Here is a 20,619-nt window from a genome sequence, read left to right on the forward strand (position 1 = left end):
CGAAGCCGCAAGACCTGCCCTGACCACGACGCAGATAGGGAGTGGCACCACCCCTGACCAATTTAGTCGTCCGGCTTCTCGAGCGAGTAGCCGGCCGACCTGACGGTGCGAATGACGCTGCCTGGCGAAGCCGCCTTCAGCGCCTTTCTAATCCGGCTGATATGGACGTCGACAGTGCGTGCACCGATATGGATATTGTCCGGCCAGGCCGCGCCTATCAGCTCGTCTCGGCTGAAGACCTTGCCGGGAGCCTCAAGCAACTGCCGCAGCAGGTTGAACTCGAGAGGTCCGAGATGGATGTCGTGGCCATTACCGCGAACCCGGTGGGCATCGAGCTTCATCTCAAGGCTGCCGCAGCAGAGCCAGCTGCTGTTTTCGATGCCGTTTGAACCCGGTTTCGGCAGCGCCAGCTTCGTGCGTAGACAGTCAAGCAGCTTGGCTGGCGCGAAGGGCCGCACGAAGCTTTCATCAATGCCTGCCTTCAACAGATCGAGGTGCTGGTTCTCGGCGCCGGGCGCGATCAGGGCAATTACGGGCAGGCCGCCGGTCCGGGGCTCCCCCTTCAGCCGGGCGCAGATTGTGGGGCCTGTCGCGCTTGCCGCCCCGCAGTCCAGCACGACCGCCTGGAGCTCACGTTCGTCGGCCAATGCAAGTGCTTCCTTCACGCCGCCTGCCGGCTCACTCGTGAAGCCGTCCACCCCCAGAATGTGGCTGAGGAACAGATACAACTCCGCATCTTGCGAACAGATCAGGACCAGTGGCTTCATCAGCGCTACCCCAAGAACCAAATCGGCCTCGACCGCCTCGGTTGGGGGGCTGGCCATCGCATGTCCTCAAAGCCTGACATGATCCCCTTGATCGAAAATCGGTTCCATTACGCCCGCGCCACCTCGGGATGAGCCTCAATGGCTGCAGTGGCATCGCCGGCCAGTTTGGTACCGGCCGCGGCGAGTTTCCAGAACGTCTCGAAGCCGAACCGGTGGACGTCGCGCAGGGTCTTCGACAGAACGACCAACCGCCCGGCCGTGAGAAGCACGCGCCCGAAGCCCTCATGGCTCATCTCCATCATCGGCGATGCCATCAGGCCGGAGCGCTCCTCGATCGCAAGCCCGACGGCGGTGTAAAATATCTCAAGCCTCCACAGCACGTCCGGATCGGGATCGCCGATGATCGGGATCGCACGGCGCTGTTCCCTGGTCATGATGAAGTCGCCCAGCAGCTCGGCGTCCGATTTGCCTTCCCAAGACCCGTGGGAATCATGAGCCCGGACCAGCCGCACGAGGCATCTGACGAACGGGGTGGCAAGGGCCGCCTCATCCTCGGTGACAGCAGGGCTAACCACGGCGTCGGACATTTCGCCCACTCCTCATTTCAGTCCTCGTCCTCGAAGGACGGTTTCTGTTCGGCGACACCTGCCTGCGCCAGCACCTTGCGCAGCCAAGGGGGAGGACACGTCCTGAGCATCATTTGCGTGCGCAACAGCACCTCTTGGATGGTTTGGGGGTGCGGCACTTTGATCGGATGAATTTTTGCCGAAACAACCTTGGCTGCCGAAGGCCCGCCGATCGCCAGACAAAACAGGAGATGACAGCCCTTCAGCGCCTCCACCTTCGGGGTGATGCGGTCATCGCCCTCAGTTCGGTGCTTCCCGCTCCCATCCGAAACGTCATCGAAGGCCACGGCCTCGACGAGATTCCACTCCTCGCGCGTCACGTCGTAGACAGCAAAGCGCCTGGCCGAACCGAAATGGGCGTTGAGGTTCTTCATGTCCTGCGTGGCGATCGCCACCCGCAATGCGCCGGCTTGGCGTTCCGGCGTCGGTGCGTGAACCTCGTCAGTGACGAGCGAGAGGCGACGAACGGAGCTCATCTGGCATTTCTCGCTTACGGAGTGGACTAAGCGCCTCAGACGTCGGCGCGTGCCGGTTGGCTTCAAAAATGTTGGCAATCTCGAAGATCAGGTCGCGGGTCCCCTGGTAGAGGATCGTGAGCTTGTGCTGGCTGCCGAGCCGGTCGAAGATCGGGAAGCCGACCCGCATGAGCGGAATGCCGAGGCGCTGCGCCGCCTGGCGGCCGTGGGAATGAGTGACGAGAAGATCAGCGCCGGCGCCAAGAGCTTCCAAATCGCCGAGATCGCCGATCTGAACCGACTGCGCCGGTACTTCCTCCAAAATTTTCGACATGTCGGTCGTGGTGACCGCCGCTGCGATTTCGGAGCCCATTCCGATGAAGAAGCTCGCGAGTTGGTAGAGTTGGTCTGGTTCAGCAGCGATCGCAATTTTCTTGCCTCCAAAGTGGAAATGTCCGTCGAGCAACGCGTCCTGCAACTGCGCGCGGCGACGGCGCACCCCAGCCGGCGCGCGCCCGCCCGAAACCGCGGACAGCAGCGAGACGAACCGGTCGGCGTCCTTCAATCCAGTCAGCGACCGGAACAGCACGTAAGGCACGCCGGTCAACCTCTGCAGCAGCTCGGCCGGGCGGCGCATATGCTCACCGATGACGATGCATTGCTCGGCCGTGCCAAGCTCACGGATATCCTCGACACTGGTGCCTCCATAGGTGGTCGTGACCCAGCGGTCGGGCACCGTACCGTCGAGCGAGCCGGAGACGTCCGGCAGAATCACCGGCTGCAGTCCAAAGCTTTCAATCATCTCACGCAAATGCTCGATATCAGCCACAGTGAGGTTCCAGCCAGGCAGGATCACGATCTTCTTCGACTGCCGCGCCTGCTCGCCGGGCCGCGTAATCCTTTCGATCATCGCGGTGACCGCCTTGGCCCAGCCCTCTTCGATCGCGCCGTCGAAATCCGGTGTGTTGGCTAGCACCACCTCCGTACCCGCGAGTTCTTGCCTGCGCTTCAGCCTGATATCGGCGATATCTCCTGCGCAGTCTTCGCCCCGGGTTTCCACCAGCGCCGTGGTGCAGACCCCGATCAGCCTTGGCCTTGTGCGGGCCTTGAGGTTGAGGATCGCCTCTTCCAGATGGTCTGCCCCGCCGAGGATCGTCGCCACCTCGTCCATCGCTGTTGTCTGCAAGGGGATGGCTTCCTTGAAATGCCGCACGAAGAGCACGAGGGCGAAGCTGGTGCACCCTTGGCTGCCGTGGAACAACGGCATCGCGCCGTCGACGCCAAGAAAGGCCAAGGCGGCACCCAGCGGCTGCGATGACTTCAGCGGATTGACCGCCGCCGCTTTCGTCTGGGGAAGGATGCGGACCATCGGCTTTCCTCAACACTGGCCGAAATCGTCGGCCGTCGTGCCGGCGAATTCCTGGACAGCATGTAAGGTCGCGGTCTCGCTTTTCGTGCTCGGCAGTTCCTCCCTCACCGCAGGCTGGCAATCCCATGGCGCCGGTTCCCGCACCTGGCGCCAGATCGGGTTATGAATGGCGAGGTCGATCTGGCGTACGAGTTCCACCATGCCGTCATAGCCGGCGTAAGGATGTTGGCGCTCCTGGTTGATATCGAGCCAGGGTGTCTTGGCCTTCAGCGCGATGAACTGCGTGCGCCCGCCCGACAGCATGATATCGGCCTTGTGTTCTGAGAGCATGGCGTAAAGCTCGCGCGGCGTCATCTGCTCGAACATGTGGTTGTCGTCCTTGAGGATCTGCTTGATGCGCTCCTTGTCTCCGACGGTCGACTTCTTGACAGAGGTGCCAACGATCTCGATGCCGATCTCCATCAGCGCATGAACGACCGACCAGGACTTCACACCGCCGGTGTTGAGCAGCACGCGCTTGCCTTCGAGCCTCGGCCGGTAGGCCGCGAGCTTCTTCCAAGCGATCGCCTCCTCATCTGCAATCAATGCCTCGGTGCGGCCGAGGATCTCCGGATCGGCACCCTTCTTCACGAGCAGCTGAGAGATCTGTCGGAGCGCTTCCGAGGTGTCGGTGATGCCGTAGAAGGAGCCCTCGAAGAACGGAATATCCCAGCGCTGCTCCATCTTGTGGGCGAGATTGATGAGCGCGGTCGAGCACACCATCATAGCCGCCCGGGCGCGGTGCGCGGAGGCAATGTCGAGGTAGCGCGCGTCGCCCGGAATGCAGGCGCGCACCCGGATGCCCAGCCGATCAAGGAGCGGCTTCACCAGCCAGAATTCGCCCGAGAGGTTGAATTCGCCAACGATATTGATGTCGTAAGGGCCGGCATCGTCGGGCTCCGCCGTGCCGATGACATGATCGAGCAACGCCTCGCCGGCAAGCTTGTTGCCGAGATTCTTGGAGCCGACAAAGCCCGGCGCATTGACCGGCACCACCGGTAGGCCGAACTTTTCCGCCGCGCGCTTGCAGACGGCCTCGATGTCGTCGCCGATCAGCGCCGTCACGCAGGTCGGATAGACGAAGATAGCCGGCGGCCCATACGCTTCCTGGATCTCGCGGATCGCTTTGAAGAGCTTCCGCTCGCCCCGCCCCATCACCACGTCGAGTTCGGTGAGGTCGGTCGTGAAGCTCGTGCGCCACAGCGTTGGCCCGGACGAAGCCGCACCGCGGTTGTCCCAGGAATTGCCCTCGCAGGCGAGCGGCGCATGGATCAAATGCGCGACGTCGGTGATCGGCTGCAGCACGATCTTGGCGCCGTCGAAGGCGCAGCCGCCGGCAGCCGCCCCGGGGGTCAGCGGCTTCGAACAGCCCTCTTTGCGCGCCTTGGCATCCTTGCCGCGGTTCTGCTCGCAGGCAGGCTCGTTGAAGACATCCTGGATTTTGGCTCTGAGCGAGGACATTGCGTCGGTCTCCAAAGTCCCTCGGGAAGACGACCGGCCTCACCGATGAGCCGGCCGGCACGCTTAGCGAGTGAGGTCATACGAATAGTCCGTCACGCCCGTCTCGCTTGTCTCGCGATCGAGCTTGTCGAAGATCTTGTCGAGGATCGTCGTCAGGACGCGCAACCCGCCTTGGTAGCCCATAAGCGCAAAGCGATGGTGATGGTGGCGGTCGAAGACCGGAAACGTCAGCCGGATCAGGGGCGTGCCGGTGTCGCGCTCCAGATACTTGCCGTAGGAGTTGCCGATCAGCAGGTCCACCGGCTCGGTGAAGAGCAGCGAGCGCATCGCCCAGAGGTCCTTGCCCGCCCAGACTTGAGCGTCCTTGCCGAAGGGCGATGATGCAAGCAGTTCCTTCAACTCCGCTTCCCATGCCGAGGTGCCATTGGTGGCGAGGCAATGGGTCGGCTCGCCGCCCGTCTCCATGATGAAGCGGGCCATGGCGTAAACAAAGTCCGGATCGCCGTAGATGGCGTATTTCTTACCGTGCAGCCAGGATTGGCTGTCCGCCATGGCGTCAACAAGTCGGCCGCGCTCCAGGCGGATTGCCTCGGGGATTTGCTTGCCGGAAATCGCGGAGACCGCCATCAGGAAGTCGTCCGTCGCCTGGACGCCGAGCGGGTAATGGAACGAGGCAGTCGCCTGCCCTACCCCCTCGCAATACTCCAGTGCTTTGCGGGTGTTGTAATGCTGTAGCGAAAGTGTCGCCTCGGCGTTGAGCGCCTTCCTCACGTCTTCGATCTTGGTGCCGCCGTCGTACATGCGGTATTCGCCGTCCGACGGCGTGTCGAACTGGTCAGAGGCGTCTTGGATGAAGGTATAGGACACGCCTATCAGATCGAGCAGGCGCTTGAGTTCCCGGTTGTTGCCAACACAAAAACCGTCGAAGCCCGGAATGATATTAATGGTCCCCTCGGCTTCCGTGCGCTCCTCGCCTTTCCAGAAATGCTCCAAAATGCCCTTGACCGTAACGTCATAGCCGTCGACATGGCTACCGACGAAGGCCGGCGTGTGGGCGAAGGGCACGTCGAAGTCGCGCGGAACCGAGCCTTGGTCCTTGGCGTTCTCGATGAAGCTGTGCAGGTCGTCGCCAATGACCTCGGCCATACAAGTGGTCGAGACGGCGATCATCTTCGGGTCGTAAAGTTGGTACGTGTTGGCGAGCCCGTCGACCATGTTCTTCAGGCCACCGAACACTGCCGCGTCCTCGGTCATCGAGGAGGAAACTGCCGAAGCAGGCTCCTTGAAATGGCGCGACAGGTGCGAGCGGTAATAGGCTACGCAGCCCTGGCTGCCGTGGACGAAGGACATGGTTCGCTCGAAGCCCGCGGCCGCGAACACCGCGCCAAGCGGCTGGCAGGCCTTGGCGGGGTTCACGACAAGCGCTTCGCGAGCGAGGTTCTTTTCGCGGTATTCCCACGTCTTGGTGAATTCGCGTTGGTCGGTAACGACCTGGTCCGGGTGCGGACATTCGAAATTCAGCCTCTTCTCGGCGAGCATCTGCCTGTATTCCGACTCGCGGAACAGGGGCGCGTGGTCGAGAACTTTTTCAGCCGACTGCGGCATGGGTGGTTACCTCTTCTCCATCTGGCCGCGCCATACGGCGGCACAGGGACGTCGAAACGTTTCAGGTCTCCCGCGGACAAAGCGCCACAGGCGTTCAACGGCCTCCCGGCTTCCGGGAGGCCAGGTTTTCATTCGGCTGCGATCGCCGCCGACGGCTCGGCTTTTTTCTTCCAGGGGGCGTCGTAGAGGTTCCAGACTGGGTTGTTGATGGCCAGATCCATGTCGCGGGCGAAGATGGCGAAGCCGTCGTAGCCGTGATACGGGCCGGAATAATCCCAGGAATGCATTTGACGGAACGGTATGCCCATCTTCTGGACCGGGTACTTCTCTTTGATGCCGGAGCCAACGAGATCAGGACGGATCCCCTCGATGAACTTCTCCAGCTCGTAACCAGTCACGTCGTCATAGATCAGCGTGCCCTTCTTCACATAGTGGCCGGTGCGCTGATAATCGTCGTTATGGCCAAATTCGTAGCCAGTGCCGACGATAACCATGCCCAGGTCCTCATAAGCCGTGACGACGTGACGGGGGCGCAGCCCGCCGACATAGAGCATCACCGTCCTACCTTCGAGGCGCGGCCGGTACTTGGCGATGACCGCATCGACCAGGGGCCGGTATTTGGCGATGACCGCCTCGGCCTTGGCCTCGATTTCCGGCCCGAAATGCTTGGCTATCTTGCGCAGAGAGGCTTCGGTCTGGGAGGGGCCGAAGAAATTATACTCCATCCAGTCGATGCCGTACTTTTCCTCCATGTGCCGGCAGATGTAGTTCATCGACCTGTAGCAATGGATGAGATTGAGCTTGGCCTTCGGCGCGCGCTCTATTTCGGCCAGCGTAGCGTCGCCCGACCAGTTGCCGACCACGCGCAGGCCCATCTCCTCGAGCAGGATGCGCGAAGCCCAGGCGTCGCCGCCGATATTATAGTCGCCGATCACATTGACATCGTACGGGCCGGCCTCGAACTCGACCTCCTTCTTCTCGAAAACCCAGTCGCGGATCGCATCGTTGGCGATGTGGTGGCCGAGTGATTGCGAGACGCCGCGAAAGCCCTCGCAGCGCACCGGCACGATCGTCTTTTCGTGCTCCTTGGCCTTGTTGCGGGACACCGCTTCGGTGTCGTCGCCAATCAGGCCGATCGGACATTCGGATTGCACGCTCATGCCCTTGTTCAGCGGAAACAGTTCCTCGATCTCGTCGATGATCCGTTCCAGCTTCTTGTCGCCGCCGAAAACAATGTCCTTCTCCTGGAAATCGGAGGTGAACTGCATCGTCACGAACGTGTCGATGCCGGTCGTGCCGACGTAGTAGTTGCGGCGTTGCGACCAGGAATATTGCCCGCAGCCGACCGGGCCGTGCGAGATATGGACCATATCCTTGACCGGACCCCACACCACGCCTTTCGAGCCGGCATAGGCGCAGCCGCGAATCGTCATCACCCCGGGGATGGACTTGATGTTCGATTTGACCTCGCATTCGGAAAGGACTTCGTTTTCCTCGCCAGTCTCGTCGCCGCTCTTTGCGACGCTGAGGTGCTTCTTGCGGCGCTTCGCCGCCTTGTCAGGATATTGCGACAGCACCTCCTCGATAAGCTTCGCATGGAGGGCGCCGTCATTCTCGTATTCCAGGCTCATGGGACCCCTTTCAAGGTTCAGGGTGACGCCTCACCGACGAGGCGCCGTTCTTCGAAAGGCGCGCCAGGTCAGGCCGCGCCCCCAGTCAGTAGCGGTCGTTACTGTACGGCCGCCTTGGCCGCTTCCTTGACCTGAAGCTCGGCAAGCATCTGCTCGTCGGTCTTCATGATGCCGAAGTCGAGCAGCATGTCCTCGAGCTCCTCCATGGTGATAGGGGTGGGGATGGTGCCCTGGCCCGAATTGGCATGGATCTTCTCGGCTAGCGCCCTGTATTCCCCGGCCTGCTTGGACTCCGGCGCATACTGAATGACAGACATCTTCCTGAGCTCGGCGTGCTGGACGATGTTGTCGCGCGGCACGAAGTGGATAAGCTTGGAATTGAGCCTGGAAGCCAGCGCTTCGGCGAGGTCGAGCTCGCGATCGGTTTGACGCTCGTTGCAGATCAGGCCGCCGAGCCGCACGCCGCCCGAATGGGCGTATTTCAGGATGCCCTTGGCGATGTTGTTGGCGGCATAGAGCGCCATCATCTCGCCGGACATGACGATATAGATTTCCTGGGCCTTGTTCTCGCGGATCGGCATCGCGAAACCGCCGCACACCACATCCCCGAGCACGTCGTAGGAGACATAGTCGACATCGTCGTAGGCACCGTTCTCCTCGAGGAAGTTGATCGAGGTGATCACGCCGCGGCCGGCGCAGCCGACACCCGGCTCAGGGCCGCCCGACTCCACGCATTTGATGCCTTTGTAGCCGACCTTGAGCACGTCCGCGAGTTCCAGGTCTTCCACCGAACCTTCCTCTGCCGCGAGGTGCAGGACCGTATCCTGCGCCTTCGCGTTCAGGATCAGGCGGGTGGAGTCGGCTTTGGGATCGCAGCCGACGATGAGGATTCTCTGCCCGAGGTCGACAAGGGCGGCGAGCGTATTTTGGGAGGTGGTGGACTTGCCGATGCCGCCCTTGCCGTAAAAGGCGATCTGACGCAAACCTGACATGTAGCTTTCCTTCCTTCGTTCCATTCATCGCGGCTGCCGCGACATGAATGCCGGTCGGGCAGCTGTCGCCGCCTCGCACCCAAGGATCTCAAGACTTGTGCCAATTTGGCTGATCGAACCTAAGAATAATTTCATGGTTGCTTTTCAGGGATTTAGCTTGACGCCAAAGAAAGGATCGTCGGAACAAGCCGTGTAGCGGACCCGACAATGGCGACACAAAGCGTCGGATCGCGATTCCTCAGTCACCGCATTCGTTCGAACCGCATCGTTGTGTTGAGGTGGGCGAACAGCATCTCGACCCTCTAGCGTTAATTGCGGGATGCTGCGAACTCTCTGTTTCGGCGAGCTGACGTGCTTGGTCTCGCGTGTCCTCATCGACACTGCGCGGAATCTTGCGCGCCACGCTGGCATACCATCGGATCCACGGCCATCCATCCGGGCCACGGGCGGATAATTCGGCCATATCACCAACCCAAGTGGACTCGGCTCACTTGTCGGCGCAGGAGTTCAGTATCGGCGTCATCGCCTTCACATGTTCGTCGATCCGCTCGAGCACTTTCGCCGCGACAACGTCGCGCTCAGGCAGATGCCACCAGTGCTCGTTGACGAGTTCGACGGTCTCGACCACGGCCTTCAGGACTGCCGGCTCCGGAAGCCTTGCACGGTTCGCAAATGCTTTCCATCGCGGTGCTGCTAGCGCCTTGAACGAGCGCTCCCCTCCAAGCGAAAGCGCCATGGCGTCGGCGGGAATATATGGCACGGTGGACAGGACGTCGTAGATTGGTGCAAGCGCCGGCTTGTCGCCGTTTCCGGGATAGATCAACGACCAGTTCTTCAGGTGCATGTCGCCATTACCGGTGATGACGGTCAGTGCCAGGCGGCGGACGAGTTCGAGAGCCGCCGTAGGCGAGACGGCCGCGCCAAGGGCCGAGGCTATGTCGTGATAAGCGGCCCCCTCATATTTGCGCGAGGGATAGACGCCGAAGACCTGAGCGAAATCCTCGATGTGAATTCTCTCGCCCTCAGCGCCGCGATCGAAGCGTTTGACGAGAAGGACCTTGCCCTCTGACAGCGTGTTGAATTCTTCGGGAATATCCTCGAAATCGGACTTCTCGACAAGTTCGCGTTCAGGAACCTCCATGCCGATTGCTGCTGCCAGCGCCAGGTTGGCGAATTCGTTCTCGGAAACTCCCAGAAAGGCCGTCGAAGGGAACTTGGCAATGTACCGGCCCTGCTCGTCGCCGATCGGCAAGGTAAGGCCGCCGCCTTTTCCAGTGTTCTTCATGACCGACAGCTTCATCTGCACGCCGGCAAGTGAGAAGCGTGCCTTGGGCTTATCCTTTGAAGCATCCTGCGAAACCGCTATCGCGCCGTCACTGGGCAACGCCCGTACGGCTCCCGGCAAATCGGCGCCCAGCGCCGCTAAAAGATCGAAATCATTGCCTGGCCGCACATTGCCTTCGTGGTGCTTTTCCATCGCCTCGCGCAATTTCTCCTCCGGTAGGAGGTTCGCGAAGAAAGCGGGCAAGGCGCCCGCCAGAGGCTTCGGATCTTTCCGCAATCCTCCCGTCGCTGCCCGGAACGACAGGCTGAAAACCGGAAAGCCGCCCGTCGCGCGGTAGGCCTCATCGAAGTTGAATGCATTGAAATCGCCCGGCGTCCTAACGATTGTGCCGATCTTCAATGCGTTCAAGAGCACGTCCAGCGACGGGATCGTCTTAGGTGCGCTAAAGACTTGAGCCATGATCGTCATCGTCAGGTTGAGAAACAAAGGCGGGTCGATCATCCTCATCATGCGGACGCAATAGAGCCTGGACGGCCGGCACCATGACTTGCGGAACCAGCATCATTTCCAGACCGAGCGCGCGAGCGATATTCATGAGCGTCGTCGCACGCGCCGCTGCGACTCCCTTTTCGATGTCGCGATAGCGGGGACGGGATATACCCGCCAAATGAGCGACCTGCCCCTGCGTCATAGCAGCGGCCAGCCTCCCCCGCCTGAAAAGCCCACCGATTTCGCGCAGAATCTCCGATTCAGAGTCCATCATGATACCTATACGATCATTCCAATGCGCGATGAGACGCAAAGGTATCTCATCCAGCGAGCGAGTCAAAACCTTTATGATCTGTTCGCGTATCATATATGATGAAAATGATATGCAAAGAGATCAATCCTTCATTCGAGGATCTCCCTGCCGTTAGCGCCGCGCCGAACGGCGTTCCTCCGAGAAAAGCTGCTATGGCCACCGCCCACCGGCGTTTCTACCGAATGGGCCCGGTGCGTGCGTCGCTGCCAAAACGGCCAACTGAAAGAACATTCAGCGAACGGTTATTTTAACCTCAGCGCCGATGCGCCCGACGGTGGCCCTATGAACGCGAAAGAGACGAGCGATTTCAGCTGCCGGACGGCCTTCATTTAACATGCCGATGATTTCAGAGCGCTGATCGGGCGTTAGTTTCGGACGGCGTGCACCCTTTCGCCCGCGTTCGCGGGCTGCCTGTAACCGGGGCTCCTGGGGCATTTCTAAAATAATACCCGCTAAGGGATTCGAAATTGTTTGGATTGAAGCGGTTAGCGCGGGTCGGCCTGAAGCGTTCGAGGGGCCGGGCAATTTCGTTCCAGAGATAGTCTCCGGTGAGTTCGATATGAGCCCAGGAGCGGTGCGACCTGGGAGAGCAACTCGGCGAGAACATCGATGCCCTGGCCGCGGACATAATTGACAGCGCGGCTGAGATAGACGGTAAGCGCGTAGGCTATTGGACCCGTTCAGTTCTGGCTGTCGGAAAGGCGCCCGCAGCCGGTTGCGAAGTTCGCAATTGATCTCCGCCGCCCGGACCTGCACGAGCATATGCGCACCGTCAAGCGACCAGCGCATCTGCTGCTTCTTGACCATACGTTTCCCGACGACTGAGTTCACCGCCGACTCGGCGAGAGTGGTGGCGACGCGAAGCCCAGCCTGGTAGCGCTTTCCATAGTTGACGATCCCGCCGCGGTTCGAACGGACATAGGTCAGGAACTGCGCTCCGAGCCTGTGAAGCCGTGCGATCGAGAACCTGCCTTCCTTCAGTCTTACTAGAAGTTGCTCCAGGTCGCGGATCGCACCACCGCCCGCCCATACCACAGTCGACACTTCACGGCTCTGATGTCCCTGTCGACGGTTGGAAGCGCTTCAAAGGGGCCAGATCGGGATCGCACGATGTGACGGGCGATCTGCTGCATGGGCTGGATCTTCATGGCAATATGCAACCAGTCGAGGATGTGGGTCGTCGGTTTGGGCATGGCGCGGGGCAGCCGCTTTAGGATTTCGGCCCCGTCGGAGATCGACCGTCACATCCCAAAGCCGCGATATCCGACTTCCGGGAGAGAGTGAAGAGCACGATCGCGGATTGCCTGCTGGTCGGTGCTGCCGGTGACGAAATAGCGACCGCCCCTTTCGCCCCGTCCCCGCGGCCGCATCTGGCCACGACGAATTCGAAATTTCGCGCCGAATGTTGATCAGCGCTACGAACGTGCGCCGTATCAATGCTGATGACGAACTCTTTGCGCCGATCTCCGGGAAGCTGCATCTCAAGCTGGCATCGGTCATCCGTTTGGGACCTCGCGCGCCAAGTTTCCGCATATTATACTTGACGTACCCGCATTAGCGGAATAGGTTGATTCCATAAAACCCAATGTCTGTCCTGTCCGACCGCCACTTTCACGACGAAGCCGCAGCCTACAAGTTTGTGGAAGCCAGGATTTGGCCGAACGGCCCTGTTTGCCCGCATTGCGGCGGTGTCGAGCGCATTTCGAAGATGGAAGGCAAGAGCACCCGGATTGGCACCTACAAGTGCTACCAGTGCCGCAAGCCCTTTACCGTGAAGATCGGCACCACCTTTGAAGCGAGCCACGTCAAGCTGAGCCATTGGCTGCAAGCGATCTTTCTTATCGCGTCGTCAAAGAAGGGCATTTCGAGCAACCAGCTTCATCGCACCCTTGGCGTGACACTGAAAACCGCGTGGTTCATCTCGCATCGCATCCGTGAAGCAATGCGGGACGGCAAGCTTGGTCCGCTCGGCGGCAACAGTCCAAATCGTCGAAGTCGATGAGACCTATTTCGGTTCGCGGGCTGAGAAGCGCACCACCCGCACCAGTGGCGCAGCCTTCATCAAGAAAGGCCGCAGCGGCCCGTCGAATAAGCGCGCCGTGCTCGGCCTTATCGAGCGCAACGGTTCGGTGCGCACCTTCCATGTTGCCTCCGCCACCAAGGAAAACGTTGCGGTTCTAGTCACCGAAAACATCGCCGTTGCAAGCATGTTGTTCACCGACGAAAGCCGCCTCTACCCGACCGTTGGCGCTACCTTCCTTGATCACATGACCGTCAAGCATTCGGCTGGCGAATACGTACGTGGCGGCGTCCACACCAACACCATCGAGAGCTATTTCAGCGTGTTTAAGCGTGGCATGAAAGGCACCTACCCACCTACCGGCATTGTGCGGAGAAGCACCTTCACGGCTACCTTGCCGAATTTGACTTCCGCCACAATCAGCGCGTAGCCCTTGGCGTGAACGACGAAGCGCGCGCCGCTCGCATCTTTGATGGTGTGGTCGGCAAGCGCCTGACCTATGAAACGACTAGTGCAAGGTGAGGCACCCTATGGCGTCTGGCGACCGTCCAAATACCGCCCGAAAGCCGCCCGGAAAAAAGACCGGAAAGCTTAGTCAGAAAGTGCAATCCGAACGGTTTAAGCAGACCGCTCGGGAGATTGAAGCGGACGAAAGCGGTCGAGCTTTCGACGCCGCTATCCAACAAACGCTGAAGCCTAAAACCTGATGGTGCCTTAGAAGCGCCTAAGCCAGTGGCCGGCTACTGCGTCGGAAGACGATTTTAGTTCAACGCCCTTGCTCTGATCCCCAAGGAACCGTCGTACCTTGTTGGGGTCGGGGTTGGCTTGAACCGAGCGCTCGCCCGACGATGCCGATACGAGCACCCCTGTTTCTTGATCCTTCGGGCGAAACTCCGACAGCCTTTGCTTGTTCATATTCGGTCCTCCTAGATCGCCGCATCTAGCTCTTTGTGCTTTACCCAGCGGAATCTCCTATCCGCCGAGATAACTGCCAACTCCACCGCGCCACCACAAATCTGCGACAGGCTTGAGAATTTAAAGGCTTTTATCGTGCTATAAATACACCAGTAAGTGAAGTCGATTGCGTCTCGCAAGGGCAAGATAGGGTGATCGAGCCGAAAATCCGCAAATACATCGTTCAAATCTTTCGGCGTGGCGCCCCAGTGACCCGTCTTCAAGATTGCGGCTGAAAGGCCAGGGTCAGCGCCAAAAAGCAGCCTGCAAAACATATTTGGGGCACCCCAAAACTTCTGGTTATTGGGCGGAATCGCTACAGGCACCGGCTGAGCCTGAAGAAGGGGACCAAAAATTATCTCATACGCCGCGGGTGTACGATCAGGTAGCGTATGGCCGCCGATGCAAAAGCCTACGACCAATGCTTGGGAAAGAGCGACAAACTCATTCTCTTCGGTTTCCGTTCTGGATCCAGGTGCGTTAGGCGAGTTCGGATCATAGGCGGCTAGCTGACTAAGCGCTTGACAACGCGCTATGTCGTTCGCGAACGGACCTTGTGCATAATGCGGCCAAAACAATGTCGCCCACTGTGAGGCAGCATCAAGAACCGAGGCGGGTACATGCGCGATCAACTGATCCGAAAGGTCCGCGATTAGGCGCCGATAGCTAATGTAGCCAAGCCCGCCTAGACCCCACGTCACCATGCCAAGCGTAGAATTTTCACCGACTTCAAAAATTTTCTGTCCGTGATTGAGATAGTGATTGCCTTCACTAGATGCGTAAGTGGACGTACTGTCAGCGCCGAAGACCACGCCTTCAGGCGACACGTAGCAAGCTGCTATTGTCAAGCCAATCTCCCCAAGATTGATTCGATATTAATGTCTACTTTTCTGGATTTGCCAAGTAGCTAACGCTGCGGCCTGTACGACTTCAGCCAAGACAAATCGAGAAAGTTCGACGACTTTTTCTTGGTCGCCCTTACGCTCTCTGCTGCCGACTTTGCCACCTTATGCGCCCTGTCGGGGAAAACGATGGTTTTCAGATGGTCGGTGAACATCTGCACGTCCATGAAGTAGTTGGGAAACGCCTTCATGAGGTCTTCGATCTTGTTAACCTCAGCCAAAACCGAGATCACACCGTTACCGGTTTCTGATGCACTGAACCCTTCAGTGGCATTGATTGGCTGGTTGTAGCCGGTGACGTGGACTTCCTTCTTATCCCGGTCGATCTGGACCAGATAAAATTTCGCGCTTCCTCGATACACGGGCGCATAGTCAAACGCCTGATTGATGTTTTCCAGAAAGACGACCGCATTGAGCTTGTCGTTCAAATGGCGAAGCTCTTGGTGACGCTCCCGCTTGCCTTCGGGAGTACCAGGCACATGTGCGCCGTCTTCCTCGATGGCAAAGTCGGTGGACATCAGGGCGAAAAGCCGAAGCCAATCAGGATCGCCGATCCCGCGCTTCATGTTTTCCCGCCGCATGATGCCCACGGCTTCAACGGCAGTCGCCCATGCGTGCTGTAGGCCGGTTCTCAGTTGGACCTCAATACGCCGGTCCTTGTGCTGATACTCGTTCGCCTCGGGCTGAAACTCCAAAACGAAATGGTGCCCGCGATAGCCGGAGGCTCTCGGTTTCTCAAAATAGTCAGTGTCATTGCGGATTCGATGCCCGGTCCCGCCTTCGCGGTACTTGGCAATCAGTTGCCGGTATTCATCGACCGAATCCATGATGGCGCGGCAACCGCCCAAGTCCTGCATCTGATCGAACTTGGTTGAGCTTTCTCCGAGCTTCTCCCGGATCGACTGCATGCGTTTCAGCCGAGCCGATGTGAATCCTTGTAGCTTCACGCCGCGCTGGCGAACGTTTGCCATCAACTCATGATGGATGCGCCGCATCGGATAGATGTGCGAATTTCGCCAATTGTAGGCAATTCGGAAGACTTCCCGGTAATGGTCAAGATTCGAATTGTCACCGGCAACGACCATCTTCCCGGACAATTCTTCGCCAACGCGAACGATCTGTTTCCGGAGATAGTCGAACTTGGGGTAGTCGCTCATTAAGCCGAAGTAATCCGCGTCGAACAGCTCGGGATAGAGCGGCGAGCCCGCCGCAATGGAATCATTCAGCATGATTCATACCCCTTGGGTACGCGAAGTACAATATGCTGACATGCTTCCTAGCCGCGCCGTCAGTTCCATCAGCTCCGGTGTCGCTCGATCGGGACAAATTTCCTTCAGCGGCGCGAAGGCACCGACCATCCCTGGATGGCATTTCCGGCACAGCATCCATCGGGGAGTGCCAACCTCAACGGTGCCGAAGACGGTTCGGATCCGGCGTGTCGTGTAGTCCTTGACGATCAGAACGTATGGCAATCCGCAAACCCGGTGAAGAAGGGCATACGTCTTCGCCTCATGTCACGACCGCGTTCTGCAGCGCTGCCATGATCTTCTTGCTATCGCTGATCGACAAGCCGATGTCGCCGTGGAACAGGCTCTCCCAGCTCTTGTCTATTCGGACCTCCTTCCGGCATGTGTCGCCAAATTCGTTCCGGCCCTCGATCGTAACCGTCCATTCCGCCGCCATCGCTTTGTCTCAAAACGATGCTGATGGACTGCTCGAGCCTAACAACCCGTGTTTGACCCCAGAGAAGTTACCGGTCTCCTCACGGCCGACCGCGCATGACTTGGGGGCCAATGTGGATCGCTACTCCTTCATTGCAATGGATTTGCACCATCTACTCCTTGCCGGCCTCCCGGCGCACCTTGTTCCGACCCCTTCAGGGGCTCAGCTGGGTCGGCGTGACCGATCACCCCAATCAAAGCATCGACATAGGCGTCGAAATGCGGCTTCACTCTCGGGAGTCCAGTCGGGCATGGCGGGGCGCTTCCCTGATCACGAAGCAGCTCCCTAACAAATCCGCGACCAGCGCAAATCCCCCCGCATCCGCGACTTTCTGACTCAGTAAGACTAGGCGCCCGCCGTCACGTACGGGCGACGCCGGCATCAACCAGCGGGCAGATGCGCCGAGGGCAACAAGCGCGCCTGACGCAACGCCGCCAGATCAGCCGAGCCGGTGCAGAAGCAGGCGACGGCCAACTGGCGGATGACGATTTCGAAATGCGCGACAACCGCCTCGGTGGACACCGTCGCCGCGCGCAGCACGCCGGCCGCCTGCCCGGCGATGTCCGCGCCCAGGCGGATGGCCTTGGCCACGTCGACGCCGTCGCGGATCCCGCCCGACGCGATCAGCTTCACCGTTGGCAGCGCCCGACGTACCGCCTGCACGCAGGCCGGGGTCGGAGTCCCCCAATCGGCGAACGCCATCGCCACTGCACGGTCGGCGGCATCGCGGGCGCGCTCGCCCTCCACCGCGGCCCAACTGGTGCCGCCGGCGCCGGCGACATCGATCACCGCCACGCCCGCCTCGACGAGCGCACAGGTCACCGAGGCAGACAGGCCCGACCCCACTTCCTTGGCCACGATCGGCACGCCCACACTGCGCGCGGCGCGAGCGATCTGCGCCAGGACGCTGCGCCAGTCGCGGTCGCCCTCCGGCTGTACCGCTTCCTGCAGCGGATTGAGATGGACGATGAGTCCATCGGCCTCCAGCGCATCCACCGCCCGGCGCGCCAGGTCCAGGCCGACGGCCTCGCGCAGTTGCGCGGCGCCGATATTGGCCAGCAAGGGAATGTCTGGGGCCAGGCGGCGCAGCGCGCGCGTCAGCCCCTGGGAGTTGCGGGATTGCAGGCTCACGCGCTGCGAACCGACGCACATGGCGATCCCCAAGGCTTGCGCTGCCTCGCTCAGATGCCGGTTGATGGCCTCGGCGCGTGGCATGCCGCCGGTCATGGAGCTGATCAGCAGCGGCGCGCGCATGGTCTTGCCCAGCAGCGAGGCGCGCAGGTCGATCTGCGTAAGGTCCAACTCGGGCAATGCGCAGTGTTCGAAACGGATGTACTCCCAGCCGGCGGCGACCGTGGCCGACGCCGTTCGCCGATCCAGCACGATTTCCAGATGGTCGTCCTTGCGCCGGCTCAGGGCGGTGTCGCTCATGCTCGATCCATCCGTCGCATCGGGCGACGGCGTTGCGTCGGATCGGACCAAGGGCAGCGCGCGCACGCCGCCGCCTCCCGCGCGCTCAGGCCGGCGCACGCTGGCCCTCCCCCGCAGCGTCGCTGCGGTAGCGGCTGGTTGAGGTCTGGTAGTACTGCGCGCGGATGGCCGCCATGGCTTCGATCAACGGTTCCCACGGCGCGGGAAAGCGTTCTTTCGCCATCACCTGGTGCAGCATGCGCGTATGGCCGGCCAGCTCGTCGTTGAGGAACTCCACCACAGGCATAGCCGGATAGCGCTGCAGCAGCAGGATCGCCGCGTTGTCGGCCTCGCCGGCCGACCTGTCCTTTTCGCGTCCATGCAGATCGTTCTGCAGGCGCCCTATCGCGGAGATGAGCCCCAGAACCTGGCGGAACGCCGGACGCGCGCGCAAGGTCGCCATGTCCAGCCCCCACAGCAACGACAGGCAACAGAACACGTTCGTGTAGGCGATCGAATCGATGCCGTTGTGCAAGTACTCGGCGTAGGACCAGCGTTCCGCTCCTGCCGCCTGCGCGTGTCCGGCGCGCAGCGCCGCGCAGTAGCACCGGGTGTCGTCGAGAAGCTGAGCATAGTCGCGACGATCGTAGGCGAGCGCGGCCAGCGAAGCGCGCAGGACAGCGCAGCCCTCGAATCCGGGGAGCGCGCACCGCACGCCCTGCCCCAGCGCCTGCTCCACCGCGGCGAGCTGCTCCGGCGCGATCAGGCCAAGGTCGTTGCAATCGTCGAGCCAGAACAGCAGCGCCAGTTCGCGATAGAACGCCACGATCAGCGTTTCGTCCTGCGGATCGCGGCCGGTGCGGGCGCTGGTGTCGCGCAGGCTCGGGTGGATGCGCTGCAGGATGTACTGGCCGCCCCTGACCGCTTCCACGGCATGCTCGTTGGCGAACCCGGTCAGGGAACGCCCCCACTCCAGCACCTGCTGTAGCGCGCGTTCGGTCTGGATCATGGCGCCGCTCCTGCTCCCTCGGCCAGAACGCGCCCCGCGCAACGAAGCGCCAGCCACAACCCGGCGAGCTCGGCCACGCGCACCACCCGGGTGGGGCAATACAGTTCCTTGCCGATCCACAGCGGCGTCTGCGGCAATGCGTGCGCCGCGTGGCGGGCGAGCATCCACTCCAGGGCAAGCGCCACCGCCTGCGCGATGCGTTGGCGCCCTGTCGGCTCTTCGCTCCCGTCCATTACGTGCAACGCGAACAGCGCATAGGCGGTTTCCTCGAATGTGGACTCGCGACCGGCGCCCCAGCCGCCGTCGTCGCGCTGCGCCTGCAGCAGCGCCGCCAGCGCGCGCTCGTCGCGCCACTGGGGCTTGCCTTGCGCCAGCGCAGCGACCGCATGCGCGGTGGGATACAGCCACGAAACGTGCCATTTTTCGTTGTCCCATAGACCGTGCGGGTTGCGATTGGCCTCGACGTAGGCGCTGGTGCCGGCCGCGGGCTTTCCCAACATTCGCAACGCATGCAGGGCATGGATGTTGGTCGACACCGAGGCATTGCGCTCGCCGGGGAAGGTGACGAACAGCTCGCCGATTTCGAAATGGCGCAACGCATCGACCGCCGGGTCGCGGCCTGCAAGGCGCAGGACGCACATCGCAACGGCGGTATCGTCCGCATCGGCCGCGAAGTGCAAGGCCGGGCCCAGACCGCGCGCGCCCAGGCGGGCGTCGAGCTGCGCGACGATCACTTGCACCGCCTCGGCGAGCGCGGGATGCGCGAACAGACCGGCCAGATGCAGGGTGTACAGCGACCAGCATGGCTCGAATACATTGATCGGCCAGACGTTGGGAAAGACACCTTCGATGCCGCTGCGCGTCGCCCGCGATGCCGCCTGCAGATACGCGTCGGCGCGCCCGACCTGCGGCGTGCTTCCCTGTGTCACGGCGTGCGCACGCCACGCGGCGGTGGCCGCCGGACTGATGCCGATGCTGCCGTCGTCATCCGGGCATACGGTGGTCGGCGACGTCCCCCAGGCTTCCCAGGAGTGCAGCAACGGATGGCCGCTCGGCAACGTCGCCACCGCCCCCAGCTTGACCAGGCACGCTTGCCGCAACGGCAAGAGCGCCGGGTGGCGCGGAAACGCCACGCCGCCCAGCAAGGATGCGGCCTCGCCGCACAACTGCGGCAGGATCAGCTCCGCGCCGATCGGCGCATCTTCCGGCACCGCATGCGCGTAGGGATCGGACTGGCGCTCGAGGAACCGGGTTGCAGCCTGGACTGCGTCGGCAGCGCCGGGAAGAGGGTCGGCAAGCTGCAATGCCAGCAACGCCGCCCACGTGGGCGCATGGCGGAACAGCGGGAAGTCCGCGCTTCCCCATCCGCCATCGGCCTGTTGCTGCGCGATGAGCCACGCGTATGCGTCCTGCCGACCGGTGACGCTGCCGTGGAACTGCAGAGCTCGCGCCGTGTCGTAGACGGACGGACCGACGCTGCCGCCGTCGCTCATCTCGCTCAGCAGGTGGCGCAATTCGGAAAGGATCTGTTCGGACAGCGCGTTCACGCAGGATGTTCCTTCTGCAGACG

General features: G+C 61.3%; 16 protein-coding genes and 1 pseudogene. 1 reads left to right on the forward strand and 16 read right to left on the reverse strand.

All coding sequences use genetic code 11. From position 1 onward, the window contains the following. Nucleotides 1–62: 62 nt before the first annotated feature. The 10 genes from NKI25_RS28730 to NKI25_RS28775 all read right to left on the reverse strand — a co-directional run bounded on the left by NKI25_RS28730 (nucleotide 63) and on the right by NKI25_RS28775 (nucleotide 11,086). Nucleotides 63–824 carry a response regulator transcription factor gene (locus tag NKI25_RS28730; RefSeq protein WP_353000068.1) on the reverse strand — a complete coding sequence of 254 codons (762 nt, stop codon included), beginning with the start codon at nucleotides 822–824 and terminating at the stop codon, nucleotides 63–65. Between the two features lie 50 nt (nucleotides 825–874). Next, entirely contained in the window at nucleotides 875–1,354 is a 480-nt protein-coding gene (locus NKI25_RS28735) for a NifX-associated nitrogen fixation protein (RefSeq protein ID WP_353000070.1), read from the reverse strand. Between the two features lie 17 nt (nucleotides 1,355–1,371). Continuing rightward, nucleotides 1,372–1,869, reverse strand: coding sequence for a nitrogen fixation protein NifX (gene nifX / locus NKI25_RS28740; RefSeq protein WP_353000072.1), 498 nt, complete (start codon nucleotides 1,867–1,869; stop codon nucleotides 1,372–1,374). Then, nucleotides 1,835–3,217, reverse strand: coding sequence for a nitrogenase iron-molybdenum cofactor biosynthesis protein NifN (gene nifN, locus NKI25_RS28745; RefSeq protein ID WP_353000074.1), 1,383 nt, complete (start codon nucleotides 3,215–3,217; stop codon nucleotides 1,835–1,837). Before nifN ends, nifX begins: the two co-directional genes overlap by 35 nt. 9 nt (nucleotides 3,218–3,226) lie before the next feature. Further along, nucleotides 3,227–4,717, reverse strand: a complete 1,491-nt coding sequence (nifE, locus tag NKI25_RS28750; protein WP_353000075.1) for a nitrogenase iron-molybdenum cofactor biosynthesis protein NifE — start codon at nucleotides 4,715–4,717, stop codon at nucleotides 3,227–3,229. Between the two features lie 63 nt (nucleotides 4,718–4,780). After that, nucleotides 4,781–6,322: a nitrogenase molybdenum-iron protein subunit beta gene (nifK, locus tag NKI25_RS28755; RefSeq protein WP_353000076.1), complete on the reverse strand. Its 1,542-nt coding sequence runs from the start codon at nucleotides 6,320–6,322 to the stop codon at nucleotides 4,781–4,783. 128 nt (nucleotides 6,323–6,450) lie between these two features. Beyond that, the gene (nifD, locus tag NKI25_RS28760) at nucleotides 6,451–7,953 is read right to left on the reverse strand and encodes a nitrogenase molybdenum-iron protein alpha chain (protein ID WP_353000078.1); all 1,503 of its coding nucleotides are present in this window, start codon (nucleotides 7,951–7,953) and stop codon (nucleotides 6,451–6,453) included. Nucleotides 7,954–8,051: 98 nt separating this feature from the next. After that, nucleotides 8,052–8,945, reverse strand: a complete 894-nt coding sequence (nifH, locus tag NKI25_RS28765) for a nitrogenase iron protein (protein WP_352904655.1) — start codon at nucleotides 8,943–8,945, stop codon at nucleotides 8,052–8,054. Between the two features lie 487 nt (nucleotides 8,946–9,432). Further along, nucleotides 9,433–10,689, reverse strand: a complete 1,257-nt coding sequence (locus NKI25_RS28770) for a type II toxin-antitoxin system HipA family toxin (RefSeq protein WP_352904654.1) — start codon at nucleotides 10,687–10,689, stop codon at nucleotides 9,433–9,435. Further along, complete coding sequence (locus NKI25_RS28775; RefSeq protein WP_502897456.1) at nucleotides 10,673–11,086, reverse strand: helix-turn-helix domain-containing protein; 414 nt, start codon at nucleotides 11,084–11,086, stop codon at nucleotides 10,673–10,675. Before NKI25_RS28775 ends, NKI25_RS28770 begins: the two co-directional genes overlap by 17 nt. Before the next feature lie 1,531 nt (nucleotides 11,087–12,617). Between NKI25_RS28775 and NKI25_RS28785 the strand changes: the two are divergent. Continuing rightward, nucleotides 12,618–13,574, forward strand: a pseudogene (locus NKI25_RS28785) (IS1595 family transposase). 404 nt (nucleotides 13,575–13,978) lie between these two features. On the opposite strand, the gene NKI25_RS28790 reads toward NKI25_RS28785, so the two are convergent. From NKI25_RS28790 to NKI25_RS28815, 6 genes are all read right to left on the reverse strand, one after another. Next, nucleotides 13,979–14,854 carry a hypothetical protein gene (locus tag NKI25_RS28790; RefSeq protein WP_352904653.1) on the reverse strand — a complete coding sequence of 292 codons (876 nt, stop codon included), beginning with the start codon at nucleotides 14,852–14,854 and terminating at the stop codon, nucleotides 13,979–13,981. A gap of 59 nt (nucleotides 14,855–14,913) precedes the next feature. Beyond that, on the reverse strand, nucleotides 14,914–16,137 hold the full coding sequence (locus tag NKI25_RS28795; protein WP_353000080.1) for a RelA/SpoT domain-containing protein: 1,224 nt from the start codon (nucleotides 16,135–16,137) through the stop codon (nucleotides 14,914–14,916). A gap of 280 nt (nucleotides 16,138–16,417) precedes the next feature. After that, nucleotides 16,418–16,591: a hypothetical protein gene (locus tag NKI25_RS28800; RefSeq protein ID WP_352904651.1), complete on the reverse strand. Its 174-nt coding sequence runs from the start codon at nucleotides 16,589–16,591 to the stop codon at nucleotides 16,418–16,420. A 420-nt stretch (nucleotides 16,592–17,011) separates the two neighbouring features. After that, nucleotides 17,012–18,061, reverse strand: a complete 1,050-nt coding sequence (gene fni, locus NKI25_RS28805) for a type 2 isopentenyl-diphosphate Delta-isomerase (RefSeq protein WP_353000081.1) — start codon at nucleotides 18,059–18,061, stop codon at nucleotides 17,012–17,014. 85 nt (nucleotides 18,062–18,146) lie between these two features. Then, nucleotides 18,147–19,049 carry a terpene synthase family protein gene (locus NKI25_RS28810; RefSeq protein WP_353000083.1) on the reverse strand — a complete coding sequence of 301 codons (903 nt, stop codon included), beginning with the start codon at nucleotides 19,047–19,049 and terminating at the stop codon, nucleotides 18,147–18,149. Continuing rightward, a complete protein-coding gene (locus NKI25_RS28815; protein WP_353000085.1) occupies nucleotides 19,046–20,596 on the reverse strand; it encodes a hypothetical protein in 1,551 nt (516 codons plus the stop codon). The genes NKI25_RS28810 and NKI25_RS28815 overlap by 4 nt, the downstream gene beginning before the upstream one ends. Nucleotides 20,597–20,619: the final 23 nt, after the last annotated feature.

Source organism: Mesorhizobium sp. M0808 (assembly GCF_040320025.1).
Classification (GTDB): domain Bacteria; phylum Pseudomonadota; class Alphaproteobacteria; order Rhizobiales; family Rhizobiaceae; genus Mesorhizobium.

Coding starts and splice junctions, on each gene's coding strand:
- NKI25_RS28770 (WP_352904654.1), bottom strand. CDS start 10,689: ATGGCTCAAGTCTTTAGCGCACCTAAGACGATCCCGTCGCTGGACGTG.
- NKI25_RS28775 (WP_502897456.1), bottom strand. CDS start 11,086: ATGATACGCGAACAGATCATAAAGGTTTTGACTCGCTCGCTGGATGAG.
- nifE (WP_353000075.1), bottom strand. CDS start 4,717: ATGTCCTCGCTCAGAGCCAAAATCCAGGATGTCTTCAACGAGCCTGCC.
- fni (WP_353000081.1), bottom strand. CDS start 18,061: ATGAGCGACACCGCCCTGAGCCGGCGCAAGGACGACCATCTGGAAATC.
- nifN (WP_353000074.1), bottom strand. CDS start 3,217: ATGGTCCGCATCCTTCCCCAGACGAAAGCGGCGGCGGTCAATCCGCTG.
- NKI25_RS28810 (WP_353000083.1), bottom strand. CDS start 19,049: ATGATCCAGACCGAACGCGCGCTACAGCAGGTGCTGGAGTGGGGGCGT.
- nifD (WP_353000078.1), bottom strand. CDS start 7,953: ATGAGCCTGGAATACGAGAATGACGGCGCCCTCCATGCGAAGCTTATC.
- nifX (WP_353000072.1), bottom strand. CDS start 1,869: ATGAGCTCCGTTCGTCGCCTCTCGCTCGTCACTGACGAGGTTCACGCA.
- NKI25_RS28730 (WP_353000068.1), bottom strand. CDS start 824: ATGGCCAGCCCCCCAACCGAGGCGGTCGAGGCCGATTTGGTTCTTGGG.
- NKI25_RS28795 (WP_353000080.1), bottom strand. CDS start 16,137: ATGCTGAATGATTCCATTGCGGCGGGCTCGCCGCTCTATCCCGAGCTG.
- NKI25_RS28735 (WP_353000070.1), bottom strand. CDS start 1,354: ATGTCCGACGCCGTGGTTAGCCCTGCTGTCACCGAGGATGAGGCGGCC.
- nifH (WP_352904655.1), bottom strand. CDS start 8,945: ATGTCAGGTTTGCGTCAGATCGCCTTTTACGGCAAGGGCGGCATCGGC.
- nifK (WP_353000076.1), bottom strand. CDS start 6,322: ATGCCGCAGTCGGCTGAAAAAGTTCTCGACCACGCGCCCCTGTTCCGC.
- NKI25_RS28800 (WP_352904651.1), bottom strand. CDS start 16,591: ATGGCGGCGGAATGGACGGTTACGATCGAGGGCCGGAACGAATTTGGC.